The 16,336-nt window shown below is 48.7% G+C and carries 11 protein-coding genes; 6 read left to right on the plus strand and 5 right to left on the minus strand.

Features of this window, described 5'->3' with window-relative positions:
• The first annotated feature begins 51 nt into the window (after positions 1–51).
• The 4 genes from K9W43_12355 (at position 52) to cas6 (ending at position 5,265) form a co-directional block, all read left to right on the plus strand.
• A complete protein-coding gene (locus K9W43_12355; GenBank protein MCF2138017.1) occupies positions 52–2,292 on the plus strand; it encodes an ATP-grasp domain-containing protein in 2,241 nt (746 codons plus the stop codon).
• Positions 2,273–2,926, plus strand: coding sequence for a hypothetical protein (locus K9W43_12360; GenBank protein MCF2138018.1), 654 nt, complete (start codon positions 2,273–2,275; stop codon positions 2,924–2,926). The genes K9W43_12355 and K9W43_12360 overlap by 20 nt, the downstream gene beginning before the upstream one ends.
• The gene (locus K9W43_12365; protein ID MCF2138019.1) at positions 2,923–4,086 is read left to right on the plus strand and encodes a hypothetical protein; all 1,164 of its coding nucleotides are present in this window, start codon (positions 2,923–2,925) and stop codon (positions 4,084–4,086) included. Before K9W43_12360 ends, K9W43_12365 begins: the two co-directional genes overlap by 4 nt.
• 444 nt (positions 4,087–4,530) lie before the next feature.
• Positions 4,531–5,265, plus strand: a complete 735-nt coding sequence (cas6, locus tag K9W43_12370; protein ID MCF2138020.1) for a CRISPR-associated endoribonuclease Cas6 — start codon at positions 4,531–4,533, stop codon at positions 5,263–5,265.
• 92 nt (positions 5,266–5,357) lie between these two features.
• Here cas6 and K9W43_12375 read toward each other — a convergent pair whose 3' ends face one another.
• Genes K9W43_12375 through K9W43_12390 form a run of 4 tightly spaced genes read right to left on the minus strand, consistent with a single transcriptional unit; the run spans position 5,358 to position 12,867 of the window.
• Positions 5,358–7,169, minus strand: coding sequence for a hypothetical protein (locus tag K9W43_12375; protein MCF2138021.1), 1,812 nt, complete (start codon positions 7,167–7,169; stop codon positions 5,358–5,360).
• Positions 7,169–8,608 (minus strand): hypothetical protein, encoded by a 1,440-nt coding sequence (locus K9W43_12380; protein MCF2138022.1) that lies wholly within the window; start codon positions 8,606–8,608, stop codon positions 7,169–7,171. The genes K9W43_12375 and K9W43_12380 overlap by 1 nt, the downstream gene beginning before the upstream one ends.
• 11 nt (positions 8,609–8,619) lie before the next feature.
• A complete protein-coding gene (locus K9W43_12385; GenBank protein ID MCF2138023.1) occupies positions 8,620–11,394 on the minus strand; it encodes a VWA domain-containing protein in 2,775 nt (924 codons plus the stop codon).
• Positions 11,395–11,409: 15 nt separating this feature from the next.
• Positions 11,410–12,867 carry a zinc ribbon domain-containing protein gene (locus K9W43_12390; protein MCF2138024.1) on the minus strand — a complete coding sequence of 486 codons (1,458 nt, stop codon included), beginning with the start codon at positions 12,865–12,867 and terminating at the stop codon, positions 11,410–11,412.
• Between the two features lie 212 nt (positions 12,868–13,079).
• On the opposite strand from K9W43_12390, the gene K9W43_12395 reads away from it, so the two are divergent.
• Both K9W43_12395 and K9W43_12400 read left to right on the plus strand, forming a co-directional pair.
• Positions 13,080–13,457: a hypothetical protein gene (locus K9W43_12395; GenBank protein ID MCF2138025.1), complete on the plus strand. Its 378-nt coding sequence runs from the start codon at positions 13,080–13,082 to the stop codon at positions 13,455–13,457.
• Between the two features lie 22 nt (positions 13,458–13,479).
• The gene (locus K9W43_12400; GenBank protein MCF2138026.1) at positions 13,480–14,169 is read left to right on the plus strand and encodes a hypothetical protein; all 690 of its coding nucleotides are present in this window, start codon (positions 13,480–13,482) and stop codon (positions 14,167–14,169) included.
• A 75-nt stretch (positions 14,170–14,244) separates the two neighbouring features.
• On the opposite strand, the gene K9W43_12405 is transcribed toward K9W43_12400, so the two are convergent.
• Complete coding sequence (locus tag K9W43_12405; GenBank protein ID MCF2138027.1) at positions 14,245–16,245, minus strand: right-handed parallel beta-helix repeat-containing protein; 2,001 nt, start codon at positions 16,243–16,245, stop codon at positions 14,245–14,247.
• Positions 16,246–16,336 lie beyond the last annotated feature (91 nt).

Raw genomic sequence — 16,336 nt, forward strand, 5'->3', positions numbered from 1 at the left:
AATATAAAGACCCGAAGAGTTAAATAGTTTATTAAATTGTGCCTTTATGCCATGTTGATTTGCACCAGCGGTTTACACTCAGGTATCAATCCCTCCCCCGGAGTTGGTACTGCCAGATCGATAAAAGAGGCATTCCCCCACGCGCATATCATAGGTGTCGATTATAGCACTCGCTGTTCTGGTTTGCACTCGCCCGATCTGGATGAGGTCTGGTTGCAAGAGGCGTGGCAAGTTATTGATCTTGACCAGTATGCGGATCAGATACGATTGTTGTTAGATGAAGGCCGGCTCTGGATCTCAGGTCTGGACCTTGAGACCTACTGGCTTGCTGAGAGTATCGGTTCGCATCCCAACTTACTTGTTCCCCCCATTGAGGCGTTAAAACGGGCGAGCAAACCCGTCTATGAGATCGGTCACGAGTATGATCTTGCGATTCCGCCATTTATCCGCCTGACGGAACCGGAGTGGGATATCCACAAGTTTTGTCGGCGCAATGATTGGCACTGCTGGGTCAAAGGACCAAACTATGAGGCTCAGATGGTTCGGGACTGGTCCGGATTTCATAAGGCACGACGCAAACTCTCAGCGACATGGTCTACCGTTGACGATCTCTTTCTGCAAGCTCACATCGCGGGGCTGGAAGAATGTATTGCATTTTCAGCCTATCACGGTGAACTACTGGGTTCCGCACACATGATCAAGCGTGATGTCACTAAGGAGAACAAGACTTGGGCGGCGAAGGTCTCACCAGTTCCAGAGGACCTCTCCGAATTGATTGCGAACATTATTCACGACCTTAAGTGGACAGGTGGTGGCGAATTCGAATTTGTCCGCGACTCTCAGGGGACGCTCTGGTTATTAGAGATCAATCCGCGTTTCCCGGCGTGGATCTACGGCGCCACGCTTGCAGGGATCAATCTCCCCGGTCGGCTGGTTCAGGCCGCAACAGGTGAAGAGATGCTTCCACAGAGGCGAGCATCATCCGAGTTTGTCAGGATCGTCGTCGAGGTCCCGGTTCGTGAGGGGTACAATCTTCCTCCACTTCAGCGCATGAGCATAGATGACCGCGATTCGGGGTTGAAGCACCCCTCGGGGATGCCCCTTCTCTCAAAGAGGTTACGTGGCACGACTCGAAAGATTCCCCGTGTTCACACCCCGCATGATACTATTGTTCCCTCGGCGATTCGAAATGCGGTTCAATCTATCACGTCCGAATCGCTGAAGACCCCGACCCCATTCCTCTTGGAATCGATCCTACATGAGCGGACCGTACTACTCAAAGAGGCGCTAGCTCGTGCGTCGAACGATCAGGTGACGGTGACTGCCGCGTACAGTGTGAAGACCGACCCCGATTCCAAGATCATGCACATGATGAAAGACCATGGCCTGTTGGCCGAGGCGATCAGTCAGTTAGAGGTCCGACGGGCATTGAGTTCGGGATTCTCCCCGTCCGAGATCGTTCTTAATGGTCCGGGAATGTGGTGGCCTGAGAATGAGACCTCAAGTCCGCTTCATGCGATAATGAGCGATACCTTGAATGATCTTGAGCAACTTGTTGAAGGCTCACGGCAACGGAAGATCGCTGAGGTGATAGGTATCCGGATTCATCCCCCCGATGTGGAGTCACGTTTTGGGATTCCGATCTACGATTACTCTCAGTTTGACCGGCTCGTCCAGATTGTCAAAAGATGCCCGTCTGATCAAGCGTTCGGGGTACACCTTCATCTGGCCAGTAGTAGGTTGGGTGTGAAACGGTGGAAGCATCTGGTCGAGGCTATGCTTCATTGGGCTGTGGCACTTGAACATCTTACGGGTGTCCCGATCAAGTTTGTTGACCTTGGTGGTGGCTGGTTCCCTGATGATTTTGATGAGGTCTTCCTTCCCGACCTCCCCTCACTTGTTGACACGATCACACGTCTATTGCCGTACGTCACAGAGATTGAACTGGAACCGGGGAAGGCACTGGTCCAACCTGCAACCTGCATGGTCTCACGTGTGATCAATCTCCAAGAGTCCGAGGCAGGTACGAACATAATCGTCGATGCCTCGATCGCCGATCTGCCGCAGGCTCTCTACTTTCCGCACCGGCTCTTATTCCGGAGCAAGGCGACTAGGCAGTGGCTGGCGCCTCGCAATGGCGATTGGCGAGTGACCGGTCGTCTCTGTATGGAGACCGATGTCCTTGCGGAAGATATCGATTTTGCTGTGCACCCGCAGATCGGTGATCTGATCGTGTTTCTTGATTCAGGAGCGTATGACAGGAGTATGTCCTATGATTTTGGTAAAGGCTGATATTATGAGTCGCGTATCCCGTGCGATACGACGCTGGCACGATATGCCAATCTCACCTGTGATCTCTCATGATAGTGAGTGCTGTGCTCAAGCCAAGGCATGGTTCGTGGCCATGGACGCCTCTCTCGCTGGTGGTGCTGGTTCTCTTGTAGGTCCCACTTGGGTCTCAATACGTTATCGGCAGGGGCCCTCGGGATGGCCACTCCATTGGTGTGAACTGATTGATCGTGAGGTCATCTCGTGTAATGTGTTCACTTCGATCTCCTGTCTTCTCTTCAAGAACCGTGGCTTTACTACCTTTCCTGTTCATGTCATCCAGCAATATCCCGAACACATCACGAAACGATGGCGGAACGAGTGGATATCTCAAAACCTTCTTGCTGAATGGATCTATGGCGAGCTCATTCGACATGAGGTCTGTGGCATAGTGACAGATGGAGCTCTTCGTCTATGGGACGGCACTATTGGCAACTGGTTAGAGCCACCTGATGCACAAGGGGTCGGACAGGTGCTGGCTCTACGACCACATCCATTAGATGATACGGTTCCCAAGACGCTACGTTGGGGAGCCTTTGTTGTAGAGAGTGATGATTGGACTATTCTTCCATTTGTAGAGGAGCGTGATCGGTCATGATTGAGATGGAGACCCTTCAATCCATGCCTGTAACGAATAGATTTCTCTCAACCATTATGCAGGAGATCAGAAAGAATCGGCCCTTCGGCAGACGTGAGGACTTTGGTTCTTTCACGGAGGCAACACGTCTTTGGAATCATCCCTACGGTCTGCCACTGCACTGGTTTGTGACACGTGGCTGCTCGAACGATCGTGCGGGAGGCTGTACGATGTGTAATTTTGGCTGGAGTCAGGTCTCCGAGGCAGATATTCTCTGGCAGATCGACGCTATTGCACGAAAGGTTGAGGGCGCCCCTTTCGTCTATCTTACGCCACTGGGCTCTATGTTCGACGATGTGGAAGTCCCCCCGCATGTCCGAGAGCGCATCTTCGCCAAGTTCTCAAATATAGGTCTCACATGGTTCGGGACCGAGAGCCGGGTTGACACGATCACTCATGAGCGAATGGCCGCCTTTCGAGAAGCCTTCGGTGATGATGTGCATCTGCAAGTGGGTCTTGGTCTTGAGTCGGCCGACCCCTACGTTCTTCGTAATTGTATCAACAAGCGAATCTCATTGGACCAGTACCGCGAGGCAGTGGATATCCTTCACGAGTACAATATTGATGCGATCACACACGTTCTCATGAAGCCAGCCTTTCTCACCGAACAGGAGGCCATTGAGGACACCGTCAATACGATAAACTGGGCGCGACGCAATGGCGCAGATCGAATCGTCTTCTTCATGGCCAATGTGAAACCCTATACTCTGCTCAGTTGGATGATGCATCATGGAATGTATCGTGTCCCCTATCTCTGGTCAGGGATCGAAGTCCTGCGTCGTGTGAATGCCGACCTGCATCATCCTATCACCCTCTCTGGAATCTATAGCGGCATTGAGATCGAACAGCTCGCCCACAACTGTGACCAATGCAGTGAGGAAATCATTGGTGATCTTCAGAGGTTCAGCATGACTCTTGACACATCGATTCTTGATGATCTTGAAGATATCGAATGCTCTTGTCGCCATGAGTGGGAACGGATCACAACCAGCGATTCGATTCCGCTTCGCGAACGTCTGCCTCAGATGTATGAGGCAATCGCAGTTGGAATTAAAGGCTCTAGTTGGTGGGACCTTAACCGCGACTGGATCCTCCGAGAAACGGAGATGCTTCCTCCATGAAAGACTTGCTTCATATTAGAAGTGGAAACGGTAGGTAGTGTCAGTGGGTTCATTGTTCCACTTGGAATTCTCTTGATGAACTGCGCTCAACCATTTCTGTCTAATCCGTGGAACGGAACGAGGCTGATTTTATCCCGAATATTTGGTCTGACCGGAGTTTCTGAGGAAAACTTGACGGGAAACGTATCTGGATAAAAATTCAGTAAAAGTTACTGTTTGTTAACAATAAATAATAAAAACGCCTTCTCGTATATGAATGTAGCCTCTCAAATATTTAACAAAAATGCTGCATGTCTGACCTCAAAAAAAGGCGTTCAGAAGCCGTCTGGACGATATACGTGGGCATTTCTATTTTGGAGTGTATCTACTAAGTAGCCAATCATTTATTATTGGATAAACGTAGGTATGTCTATAATTGAGGATGTTATCGCGAGGTATGAACATATGAGGTTTAGGGTCACCCTAGCACCAATGAGGATAAGTCGATCACATCATCCCCCTGTGATTAGATATGACTATCAACATGCTGTGGGATCGATGTTCTATGATCGGCTTATTCGGGCTAGGTCGGAGTACAAAGAGTTGCATGATGGCAAAGGGTTCAAGTACTTCACGTTTTCGGGGCTTGAGATCCCAAAGCGGCGTGCATTGAGAAACGGTCTTGAGATCTTGAGCAATGATACGTATCTCTGGTTCAGTAGTGTGGATGGTACGCTTGTTCGCATTCTTGCAGGACAGATGCTTCGTGAGCCTGCTGTTCGAATAGCGGGTGTAGACTTTCGAGTTGTGGAAGCGATGCTCATGCCAGGGTTGGAGCTACACGGATCATCTCAGACTTTTACTACTATGTCGCCTATAATTATTCGGAAGCGCATAGAACAGAACGGCCGGGTCAAGACGTGGGATCTCTCACCCAATGACCCCGACTTTGTGGAACGCCTGAAACGAAATCTTGTGCGGAAATTTACTGAGTACACTGGAAGGGTTCCGGATGGAACTATTGAGGTCGCTAAGATTGAACGGACGAAACAGAAACGTATCGAGATACAAGAGATATATCATCGTGCGCACCTGATGGATGTGACACTGGAGGGCAATCCTCAGCTTGTTGCATTTGCATATGATTGTGGACTGGGCGAGAAGAACTCGATGGGTTTTGGAATGGTTCAGATAAGTTGAAACGGACGTTGTTCTGACAGTAACAACATCGGGCGCAATGTTGATAGTCGATGAACATAAACTGGTTCAAAGCAGACTATACGATGTGGCTCCTATGAATTGAAGTAAGGGTCGAAGGTATCGCCGTTCTGAAAGCCGACATCTCTGAGGATGGCGGAGATCGACTCGGCGCGTCTCTGGTAGACGAGTTTCACAGTTCCGTTGTTCTCGACAGTGAGGACGATATCTGGGAGATCGCCGAAGAGGTTGTGGTCAGCCTCGATGACATCCTGATAGGCCCCGGTAAGGGCAATGATCATGAAGGAATTGAGGATGTTATCGGGGTGAGAGAGGGGGATGCCGTGAGTAATCACATTCGCCTTTCCAGTGAGGGGTCGCTTGTCGCTGGTGAACAGATGGTCGCCAGTGTTTTTCGAACGTCTCAAGAAGTTCGAGATCTCGCCATCGCTGTCGCAGGTGATGTCAATGAGGCGGACGGTAGTTGCAGGTTGGACATTATGGCCGCTGATGGGGATGACTGGGAAGTACTGGTCAACGAGGACGTGATCCATAGCGCTATTGAACAGGCTAAAGTTTCCAACAACGAGCGTGTCGGGAGTGGTGACCCAATCGAGAACGTCCTTGCAGATCTCGGAGGCAATGCCCAGTTCACAGAGGCGTTCTCGGACTCCGGATTTGACAGCGCTATAGAGTGCCTCTCGGGAGATCAGTTCAGGTATCTTGCCAGTTGGCTCGGCAAATGCTTGGTCAAGTGCTTGCTGTAATTGTTTGAAGTCCTCACAGGAGTTAGCCGACTTGATCCTCTGAGACCATTGACTCAGTGTGTCCCCAAGAATCTCCTCAACCTGACGACCACTATGGCTGGTATTGCGAACGTCCACGATGTCTACAACGATCAGCGAGCTGTGCGCAGTGATCGCCCTTCCCGACTCGGTCATGATATCCGGATGTTTTTCGAGACCCAGCTTCTTAGAATACTCGACGAGAGATTCAACAAGAGTAGTGACGTACTCGTCGATCGCAGGTTGTTCCCTGATGCTCTTGTAGTCAATGGGGATCCCGCCGCCGAAGTCGATTGCCGAGAGGCCGGTGAGACCCTGATCCCTGAGCCACGCGAACATCTCGACCATGAATTGGACAAAGCTGCGAATCATCCGAAGGTCGTCGAGTTGAGACCCTGCATGTGCGTGAATAGCGACCACACTCTCTAGAAGGCCCGCCGCGCGAAGGATCTTGATCACAGTTGGGACATCTTCTGCCGAGATTCCGAATTTGGAGTCACGGCCTGCTGAATGTGACCAGTGACCGCTTGCAGTGATGTAGGGTTTGACCCTGAGGGCCAGAGGGATATCGGCATTGGCGAACTGGGACACGATAAGTCTGGCCTCGGCGATGCTCTCGATGGAGAGGAGAATCCGGTATCCGCGAATGTGAGCATCCTTGACCAGTCGAAGGTACTCCTTGTCCTTCCCCCCATTGCACATGAGAAGCCGAGACTTGTCAGTTCCAACGGAGTCCCGACAGAGGATGAATTCGGCCTTCGACCCGGCCTCAAGACCGTAGGTGGGATCGGCGTCAAGAACGGTTGTGATGCACTCGTATTGTTGATTGACCTTAATGGGAAAGAGAGGTTGGTGCTTTCCGCTATACCCTGTGCGTTCTGAGACCTCTTTGAATTTTTGTTGGAGTAGACGGATTCGATGGGCGATCATCTGAGGGAGGCGGAGCGTGAACGAGCTGGCATCATCACCAGCCTTTCTTCGCACCTGTTCGATCAACTGAGGAAAGGGGATATGCGTCCGGCCGAGGCGCAGACACAGGTTCCCCTCATTATCGATCGTCAGGAAGTAGAGGTCTCCGCGTTCCAACCCGTGAATGAATTTCGAATCCGCAATGCTCCACACTATTTCTCTTCACCTTCCTGTCCTAAGGTGTCCATGACTCCTTGGAGTGCTCTCCCGAGGTCTCCGAACTCATCGCCGCGATCCATGATCTCTTGGTCGATCTTCAGGTCGATGGGCTGGAACTCGGTCCTGCCTGTGAACTTCTGAGCCAATATTACTCTTATCTTTCGCCAGATCTGGTCCAAGGGTTTCGTTATGTCAACGATAATCCGCCAACCAATGACTGAGGCCACTATGAGACCTATGACCGAGAAGATGAAGATACTTCGTATTGTCTGAGCAAGGGTCGTATTGATCCTCGCGGTCAGAAGAGGTATTGCAGTGAGCACCTCCTCTAGAGGGACAATGATGATACAGGTATAGTCACCCTTGCCAACAGGTGCATAGACCAGTAGGTAGTCCTTTCCGTCGCGCGTGTACTCTACCGAACCAGTATTTCCTGAGGTGATCTCATTGACCTGGCTCTGAGTCAGGGTTCCTCCTTCCACGGACAGGAGAGTAGGTGTTTCGGTCTCGTAAGCCGACGCAGGTACTTTCGGGTGTGCTACAACTGTTCCGTCACCTTGTATGAGTGCTGCATAGCCAGTTTCGTAGACTTGAGTGTTGATGATTCTTTGATTTATGCTATCAATCGAGATGTCACCCGAGATGACGCCCATGAGCGTTCCGTTTTCATAATAGACATTCTTCCCAATTGATATCATCAGCACCGACTCAATAGGGTCAAAATAGGGTGCCACAAAGACAGTCTTTCCTGCACCTGCTACAATCTCAAGATACCAGTCGTCGAGGGTGGGATGCCACGGGTCACTCACTCGATCCGCATCACTGCCTGCGAGAATGCTGCCCGGATAGTTGATGAACATGTCCGTGTCCGCGAACGTGAAGTACAGCCATCGGAACTCTGGGACTCGTTCATGGACTGACTTGAACATGAAGTCAAGGTTCGAGATTCTACCCAGACGGTCCTTGTACTGACTCTCGTAGGTCAGATAGTTGCTACTTGTGGAGCCGGGGATGTACCAGCTGCTGTAATTCCATGAGACATTGATGTTGTACTTTGGATCAAAGTGCACATCAGCCGGGTGAGGACCAGCCGCAGTGTTCTTGAAGAAGTAGTCGTAGTAGACCTCTCGGTGACTGAAGGTGTTCTTTGAACTGAATAGGTTCTCCACCTCTTCGCCCAGTGAGAGGATCATTCCCTCGGCAGTGGTCAGTTTTTCCTTGATGATGTCCGCCGTCGTGTTTGCGATACTGAGCGCATTATCCGTGGCCTGTTGCTTCAGAGATTGAGTGCTCACATTAGCAGTCATTCCACCGATAGAATTCCCAAATGTCAGTGACACTAGGCTGGTCAGAACTATGGTACCTCCTGTGATCAGAAGGAACGTCAACATCACAGTCGCCTTGAAGCTTCGATTCTTTTCTCTTGTTGCCATATAATTCCCTCCTAGTAGTCTACCTGTGTTCCTCCTATCTCCAGTTGTGCCATGAGTTTCTGTTCGACCTGTTCGAATTGCCGCTGAATGGCAAGACGCACATCGCCGCCCCTGTCTACTGGGAGAAACTCGGCATCTGGGATATCATCGCAGATTGCCTGCAAGATCTTGTCGTATTTCTTTTCGCAACGGACACCAATGATGACGAGTTTTATCGGAACTGGACTCTCCCTGAGAACCTTCTCTATCTCAGTCTTGCGAGAGTTCCACTCGCTCTTCAGCTTCTTTGTACCGTACTTACTCGATTGATTGTCCATTCCATCAGTCAGTGCAACGATCCATCGCTGTCCGGGTTCGGTAATGGCCATGAGTTTCTGGGCGGCCAAGCCTACTGCATCAAAGAATGCAGTGGCCCCACCTGTTGAGAGAGCCTTTCTGATCTCGCGAGATGCCTTGTTCTTGTCGGTCACTGGTGACATATCTCGTACAACTCTCGGAGAACTCTGGAACTTAATGACACCCAGTTGGTCACGTTCGCCGATCACGTTGTTGAGAATATTCTGGGCTCCGGCTACTGCCGCCTCGATTCTTGCACCCTCCATGCTTCCGGAAGAATCGATGACAAGAAAGAGGTATAGCATTCCTCGCCCACCACGAGTCTTGAGTTCCTCGATCTGGACTCGGACCTCATGACTTGACTTGTTCATTGCATCGAGAGAATCAGCCAGTGCTTCAAGGACCGTGATAGCAAGCCCGATCTCGCCCATTTCTGCGGCGATCTCTGCGGACTTTCGGAACCTGCGTTCCGCCTCCGCATGCTGTCCCATATCTGCCAAGAGTCGCCCCATGTGATATTCGATGTATGAAATGGTACGGCGGTTGGAAACCTTGGTTGCAATATCAAGAGCCTTTTCAAACTCGGCTCTGGCCTTGTCAGTCTCACCTAGTGCCATGTAACACATACCCATCGTATCATAGTGTCTGGACAGTCCCTTTGTGTTGCCGATCTCTTCGTCATAGCGAATTGACTCGTTGAGGAACTCCATTGCCTTGTAGAAGTCATCCTCATCCATTGAGAGAATGGCGTAGTTGTGTTGGATCTGTGCAAGACGTTCCAGAGCATCAACTCGTTCTTCTTCGTTCTTCGCCTTGTCAAGCATTTCTTTGGCCAGTTTCTCAGCGCGCTCATATCGGCGGCGTGCCTCTTCGATCTGTCCACGTTGGCGATGGACATTGCCAAGGTTCATCTCCATGGCCTGAATTCCCTGAACGATCTCCATGTCCGTGGCCAAGTTCAGTAGCGTAGAATAGCTCTCATTGGCCGCGGCAAGGTTACCTCTGATAAAGTCCTCATTGGCAATACGGCCCATGTGTTGCAGGTACAAGATCGCATCTGCCGTGACGCGGACTTCTTCGAACCGAATTGATGATGTGTCGATCAGGTCTCGAACGTTACCCGTGCTGATGTCTTTGAGGACCTTGGTCATCTCAATGACTGGTTCTGCGACTGCACGGCCTTGCTTGCTGGAGATCTTTGCTGATGCTGCGATAATGCCAAGCATAAAGATCACAAGTAGTCCGAACTGTTGGAAGACCTGTGCATTGACTGCATTGGTCAGTGCGATTGCTGGAGCAATGACATCACTATAGGGGGTGACGGTGCAGACGATCATTCCGGTATCGGCTATCTTTTCGTAGGTGATGTACCAAGTTTCACCGTTCTTTGTGAACTTCTGTTGTCCCTTGTCACTGTTCAGAATCTGTGTAAGTGTACTCTGGAATGCTACGGCGTCTGCTGTCTGGCTGCCTCCAAATTCAAGATCATAGAGTGTCTGTCCCTCTATTGTCCATTTGGGGTGCGCAAGAAGACTTCCATCATGGTCAAGCAAGAAAGCATAGCCATTGTCCAGGACCTTCAGCGATACGACATTTTGATTGATCGTGTCAAGTGTCACATCCGCAGAGACCACGCCGATGAGCGTTCCATTATCAAATTGAATTGGTCTTCCCATCGACAGTACGAGGCCTGCGGATGGGTCACCATAGGGAGCTGTGATCGCCACTTTTCCGTCAGTCGCCGCGACTGCATTTGCGTACCATGCTTCCTTGTTCGGGTCATAGTCCGCTGTGGGATCGTTGTGGTTGTCATTGTAATAGCCGAGGAAATAATCAAGATTGTCGTAGGGGTAGTTCTTGAATAGATGATTATCAGTAATGCCTGTATCAAAGCCCATGTACAACCAGATATAGTCTGGCGTCATCTGGTGCAGGCTTCGGAACACATTGTCCATGTTCGAGGTCGTGTCTAAAACGTACTTCATGTCGCTATCCCAGTTGAACGGGTCGCCTCCATTGTAGTAGGGTCTCGGCATGTAGTAGCAACTGACATCAAAGGAGATGCTGTCGGACTCGTATTCGGGAATGCTCTGTATGTTTGGTACCCTATAGCCCGTCCTCTGGAACTCGAGATCGGGGTCCCAGAAATACGAGTGTTGTGGTGTGGCGTTATATCTCCCGTTGAATAGGTTTTCTGCGTACTCCTCCATCATGTACACGCCATCAAAATAGAAGTCCATCTTTTCACGGATGAAGTTCCCCAAGTTCGATGTGGTGTTCATGATGCCATACAACTGTTCGTTGACTACCGAGTCTGCTGCGTCCTGTGCATTCTTGTTTGACATATCGTAGATCAAGAATGCTTGCGGTGCGGCTATGAGTACCGATGAAAGAATCACCGCTGCAACGAGGCCGTAGACAACTTTTTTCGAAATTGACATGCTCTTCATTTTTAGTGTATTCTCCTACTTGCTAGGAATCTTGCTTGCAATTTTCTTGTAAAGGGTCTTATCATCAATTTTTGAGGTGAGAAGGAATGTTCCCCGACCCACGAACTCGCCTTCGATCTCACCTTGTTTCATAAGGAGGATCAGGGCGTGCCGGATGTCCCGCGGACTGAGCTCGTGGTCGATGTCGGTATCTGAGAGCGCATCTGCGATGTCAATGAGGTCTCCAATATCCGATCTTCGTGTGCTAACGATTGCGCGAATCTGTTTCTCTCGTTCAGCCAGTGGTCTAGCAGTGGTCTTGGGCTTTGGTCGCGTAGTGGCAATAAATGTGCAACCGCGAAAGTGCCCTGACACGATTCCCTGTTTGACCATGCTCTGGATATGTCGGCGCAGATTGTATACTCTCGGTGCTGGTAATGTTCGTCGCACTATTCTATCAAGTTCATTCAGCTTGATCTGATGGTCCGCCTCAAGTACAGAACTGATAGTCTCCGTGATGAACTTGTCGAGTTCTTCCTCCTCAAAGGACTCGAGGTATGCACCACACGAGGGACAGCGATTTACATCAGGCGGGACTGGAGCACCGCAATACCCACAACGGATTGGTCGTCGGTAGATTTCTTTCTTGGTGGAGCGGAGCTCTTCCACGACGCGTTTTGTGGCCGCTGACTCTTTTGCGCTGACCAACCGAATGATCTCAAGAGTATTGGCCTGTGTTCCGACGACTAAGAAGAGCGAGTTTCCTCTAAAGTGTCGGTTTGCATCGATTGAATGAGGCACGTCCGGGAGAGGAATACGGCTGATGAGATGTCCCTCCACGTTCCAGATCTTTAGTGCTGCCTCTTTTGGGCCGCCTGTGACTATGACCTTCTCCTTTTCCAGATCAAGGACCGTTGCGACTCGGATGTCCTTATCATCAAGTTCTATTTCTTTGAGCACATGTCCAGATGCAGAGAGTACTGTGACTCGCCCTTTTCGCTCTATGACAACTACATCCAAGTCTTCATCATCGGTCATGTTTTCCAGTCTGACCGAAGTCACTGGCGACTCGAACTTCCGCGAGAAGATCACTGTGGTCTCATCGTTCCACAGGGTCACCTCATTATTTTGCAGGGCCGCGATGACTTCCGAGGCGCAGTCGCCATCGATATCAGCGGCATCGCAGGTGATCACGGGGCTTGGTCGCTCGATCTTGGCGATACGATTGCCCTTTGCGCCAATGATGATGACGCAGTCTTTTGTACCTGCGATCACATCATCCGCAAAGTCTGAGTCCACATCACCAATTGCTATGCTTCGCACTTCGGGACTCCATGCGCGCGAGGCTATCTTGTGGCCTTCCGTGTCATAGATCCCTAGTTTTCCTCCATAGTCGATTGTAAAGATCTCAATACTCCCGTCACGACGGGTTCTCACAAAAAGATCGTACACAAGACTGGGGACACGTTTACTCAGTCGTGAATCTACTCTCATTCGCTCTCCAGTACTAATTCGGAACTTGTGTATATAAAATCTGGCCTTCTTGGTCTGCAGTTACTATTGCGCCGAAGAAATATATTAAAATACGTTTTTGCCTATGAATCATTTAGGTGGGTTTCAAATTTTAAATTAACAGTCGTCAAATTTTTAACTAACGATGTCGAGCACAAGCTCACTTCGCTTCCTTTAGGGAGGAGAATAAAAACATGCAGCTAGACTTTGCGTTGCTAATGGGTAGCTTTGGACTGTTGATGGTAATGGTTTTCGTAATCTTACTGGTCATAAATGCAGTCTTTCTAGGCATAGCCCTTGGTTTTGTACACGGTGAAAACAGAGAGTTGGGCACAACGTTTGTGACGGCTCTCTTGATGGCAATAGTTTCGATGATACCAATTCTTGGTTGTATCCTTTCTTGGTACTTTATCAAGACCCGCCATAATCTTGGTTGGGGTGGTGCAATTGTTGCTTGGCTAATCACTGGTATTATTGCAGGAATCGTTCTCTTTGCAATCATCTTCTTGATATTCCCGGGATTGCTGACGGCATTTATGCCAACTATGCCAACATTCACCTTTACAACCTAATTTGTATCTTAAGGATGAAATTGTGACTGTCAACGATGAGGAGCTGAAGGAGCTGAGTAAGCAATCCTGCGAGGATGTGATCTCAGACCCGAATCGAGGACGACTGGTGTTTGACCGCGGGTCGGTCATTGGTCGTCCCCTACGATTCCTCCAGATTTCAGGCCCCATCTTGACAGCCCATCATCCTCTTTGTTCTTTTTTTGAGGGTCACACTTTCCTGCTATTTGGCCGAAAGTGGTGCATTGGCTGTTTTTTCAATTCTCTCTCGTTCTTTACAGCACTCCCTCTCTTGCTTGTGCTGTGGTCAATCAATCCCACCTTATTCGTCCGTGACACACTGTATCTCTGGGCCTTTGTCGGAGTTGCGATCTCTCTGGCTATGAGTGCTTTTGGGTTGACTGAAAATAAAAAAGTGAAGGCGGTTGCCAAACTTCTTCTCGGTGGATCTTTTGCGTTCTTTGTTGTTGCAATACTGATAACTGGCGGCAGTGTCACAACGTACCTTGTGATGAAGGGCTTTCTTATCTTCATTGTCTACCTTCCTATTATGACCTTGATGAATATTCGGCGGCTTCGTGAGATCCAGAAGACTTGTGAGGCTTGTGAATATAAGATGCGGTGGAGTTCCTGTCCCGGCTTCAAGGATATCGTCTGTGCTTACATCAATGAAGGGTTTCTGTATCCCAAGTCTGTATCGAAATCCGACATGTAGTTTGAGTCAAAGTCATGACTTTGGCAAGGGATGTGCTAATTTATTGGAGGTCGTTTTCAACGTACAATGTGATGCTTACTTTCTGCGTTTAATCATAAATAATAATATGATTACTGCAATGACTCCTCCTATCACTAGTATCCCAATAGGGCCTTGGTCATAAGGATCCAATGGATTCCGCCACATGTTGATCTCATCACCATCGGAGACCCCATCGCCATCGGTATCAGGATTGTACGGGTCAGTTCCGTATGTTTGGATCTCGTCCTTATCGAACAGCCCATCTTGATCTATGTCTGAGAATGTGGGATATCGATCAACAGATCCCGCTGTACCTTGGATTGGATAGGTGCCATTTCCAGAATAGTCGCCCCAAGCATTTCCCACGTCAATTCCGTTATCCCATGTATTGTCCATACCGTAATCGTATGCATTCTGTTTGCGATTTAGGGATATAGTGTTCCCATAGACGAGGCAGGTTTTGGTGAATGATTGTAACTCGATCCCAACACTATTATTTGCAATAGTATTATATGTTATATTAAATTGTTCACAACGTAAAAGCTGCAAGCCTGTAAGGTTGTTATGCATGATCGTATTCTGGGTTATCACTGAGGTCTCGGATTCGGAGAGGACGATTCCTTGTTCACAGAATGACACTTTATTATTTATTAATGAAATCTCACTTGAATAGCTTGCTTTGATTCCAGTCATTACTGTGTTATCAATTGTATTGTTTACGATCATTGTTTTAGTCACGTGCTGGAGTAGAATGCTTGTGTAGAAGCTCTCGATTATTTTATTATTTATGCAGGTTGAATTGGAATCATTATCAATTGATATTCCTACACTTTGGTTGTGCATGAAATTGTTGACCACCTGGACGTTTTTGCAAAAGGAGGCCTGTATAGCAATATACGAGTGAACAAACTCTGAATCACTGACGACACAATGAATTGCTGCTGACAAGTATATTCCGAACCGAGTTGCCCCCTTGATCGTTACGTCAGATATGGTACAATCGGTCGAGTGGTCAATGAAAATCCCTATGACTTGATTTTCGAACGAGCCCCCATTGATCGTGATATCGTGACAATATGATAGATATATTTGACCGTACTCGGTTCCATCAATGGTAACATCCTGAATGTAATTGAAATACCCCAACTTTTTGCCATTAACGGTGTTTCCCTGAACGGTTCCCAGCCAGCCAGAAATGTCTGGATCTATATCGAATGAACTATTGACGAGTGTGTTATCTATTATTTTAGCGGGAACAGAAAATAGTGTGTGAATTCCTCTTTCTGTGTTCCTTATTGTATTGTTGATGATGCTAACATCTGACATGAACTCGACGCTGATCCCTCGCCTCGCATTATTGATGTAGCATGATTGTATTATGCAATGATCCGCCAGATGATTCGATTGAACTTTAAAACCAGAAAATGAATCATAGATCTGGCAATTTGTTATAGTGATATTTTCAAGTTTGCCGGATGTGTGATGCGTAATATCCGAATCATCGACATCATTGATATCCGTACCAACGATCACATGAGTGAATATCGTGTGCGCGATGGTGATTGCGTGACCACCGATCATTCGAATGCCACGAACCTGATCGTGGAACGAATTGTTAGAAAAGATGATCCTTGTGCAATTCCATTCATAGATCCCCTGATACCCATTGGTGAACTCCGAGTCTGTGATCACCCCGTGAGTGACATTGAACATGTAAATTCCTGTGTCGCTCGATTCGAGTAAGCATTCTCGAATAGTGAAGTTGGCTCGTGTGTTATTGATGGTGATTCCTATCTCACCGCCGATTTGGAGACCCTCGATTATGTACGGGTTCGTAACACTACCGTTTCCCGGCCAACCCTGTGCGGCAAAGTCCGAGTCCGACGTGATCACAAATGGTGCATGTGCGGTATAGTCTGACAAAACGATCTGTTGGTTCTCTGCTGTATTGCTTTGCATACTCTCTTTTTGTGTGTCCATGTTCACGGTCGAGGAAATAATAAGCAGAAATAAAATCCCTATTCCAACGGCATATGTTAAGCCTGTTCTCGACATCTTCTTCTTCTCTCAATCTGCATTTTTGATAACCATGACCGATTATTTCATGATCATCAAAGTAACATGCTTATACATGTCGGTTTTATGC

The organism is Candidatus Thorarchaeota archaeon (assembly GCA_021498125.1).
Taxonomy (GTDB): Archaea; Asgardarchaeota; Thorarchaeia; order Thorarchaeales; family Thorarchaeaceae; genus B65-G9.

What these genes read in the sequence shown, in the direction of transcription:
- K9W43_12360 (MCF2138018.1), top strand. Translation starts at nt 2,273, where the DNA reads ATGATTTTGGTAAAGGCTGATATTATGAGTCGCGTATCCCGTGCGATA.
- K9W43_12365 (MCF2138019.1), top strand. Translation starts at nt 2,923, where the DNA reads ATGATTGAGATGGAGACCCTTCAATCCATGCCTGTAACGAATAGATTT.
- cas6 (MCF2138020.1), top strand. Translation starts at nt 4,531, where the DNA reads ATGAGGTTTAGGGTCACCCTAGCACCAATGAGGATAAGTCGATCACAT.
- K9W43_12355 (MCF2138017.1), top strand. Translation starts at nt 52, where the DNA reads ATGTTGATTTGCACCAGCGGTTTACACTCAGGTATCAATCCCTCCCCC.
- K9W43_12385 (MCF2138023.1), bottom strand. Translation starts at nt 11,394, where the DNA reads ATGAAGAGCATGTCAATTTCGAAAAAAGTTGTCTACGGCCTCGTTGCA.
- K9W43_12405 (MCF2138027.1), bottom strand. Translation starts at nt 16,245, where the DNA reads ATGTCGAGAACAGGCTTAACATATGCCGTTGGAATAGGGATTTTATTT.
- K9W43_12380 (MCF2138022.1), bottom strand. Translation starts at nt 8,608, where the DNA reads ATGGCAACAAGAGAAAAGAATCGAAGCTTCAAGGCGACTGTGATGTTG.
- K9W43_12390 (MCF2138024.1), bottom strand. Translation starts at nt 12,867, where the DNA reads ATGAGAGTAGATTCACGACTGAGTAAACGTGTCCCCAGTCTTGTGTAC.
- K9W43_12395 (MCF2138025.1), top strand. Translation starts at nt 13,080, where the DNA reads ATGCAGCTAGACTTTGCGTTGCTAATGGGTAGCTTTGGACTGTTGATG.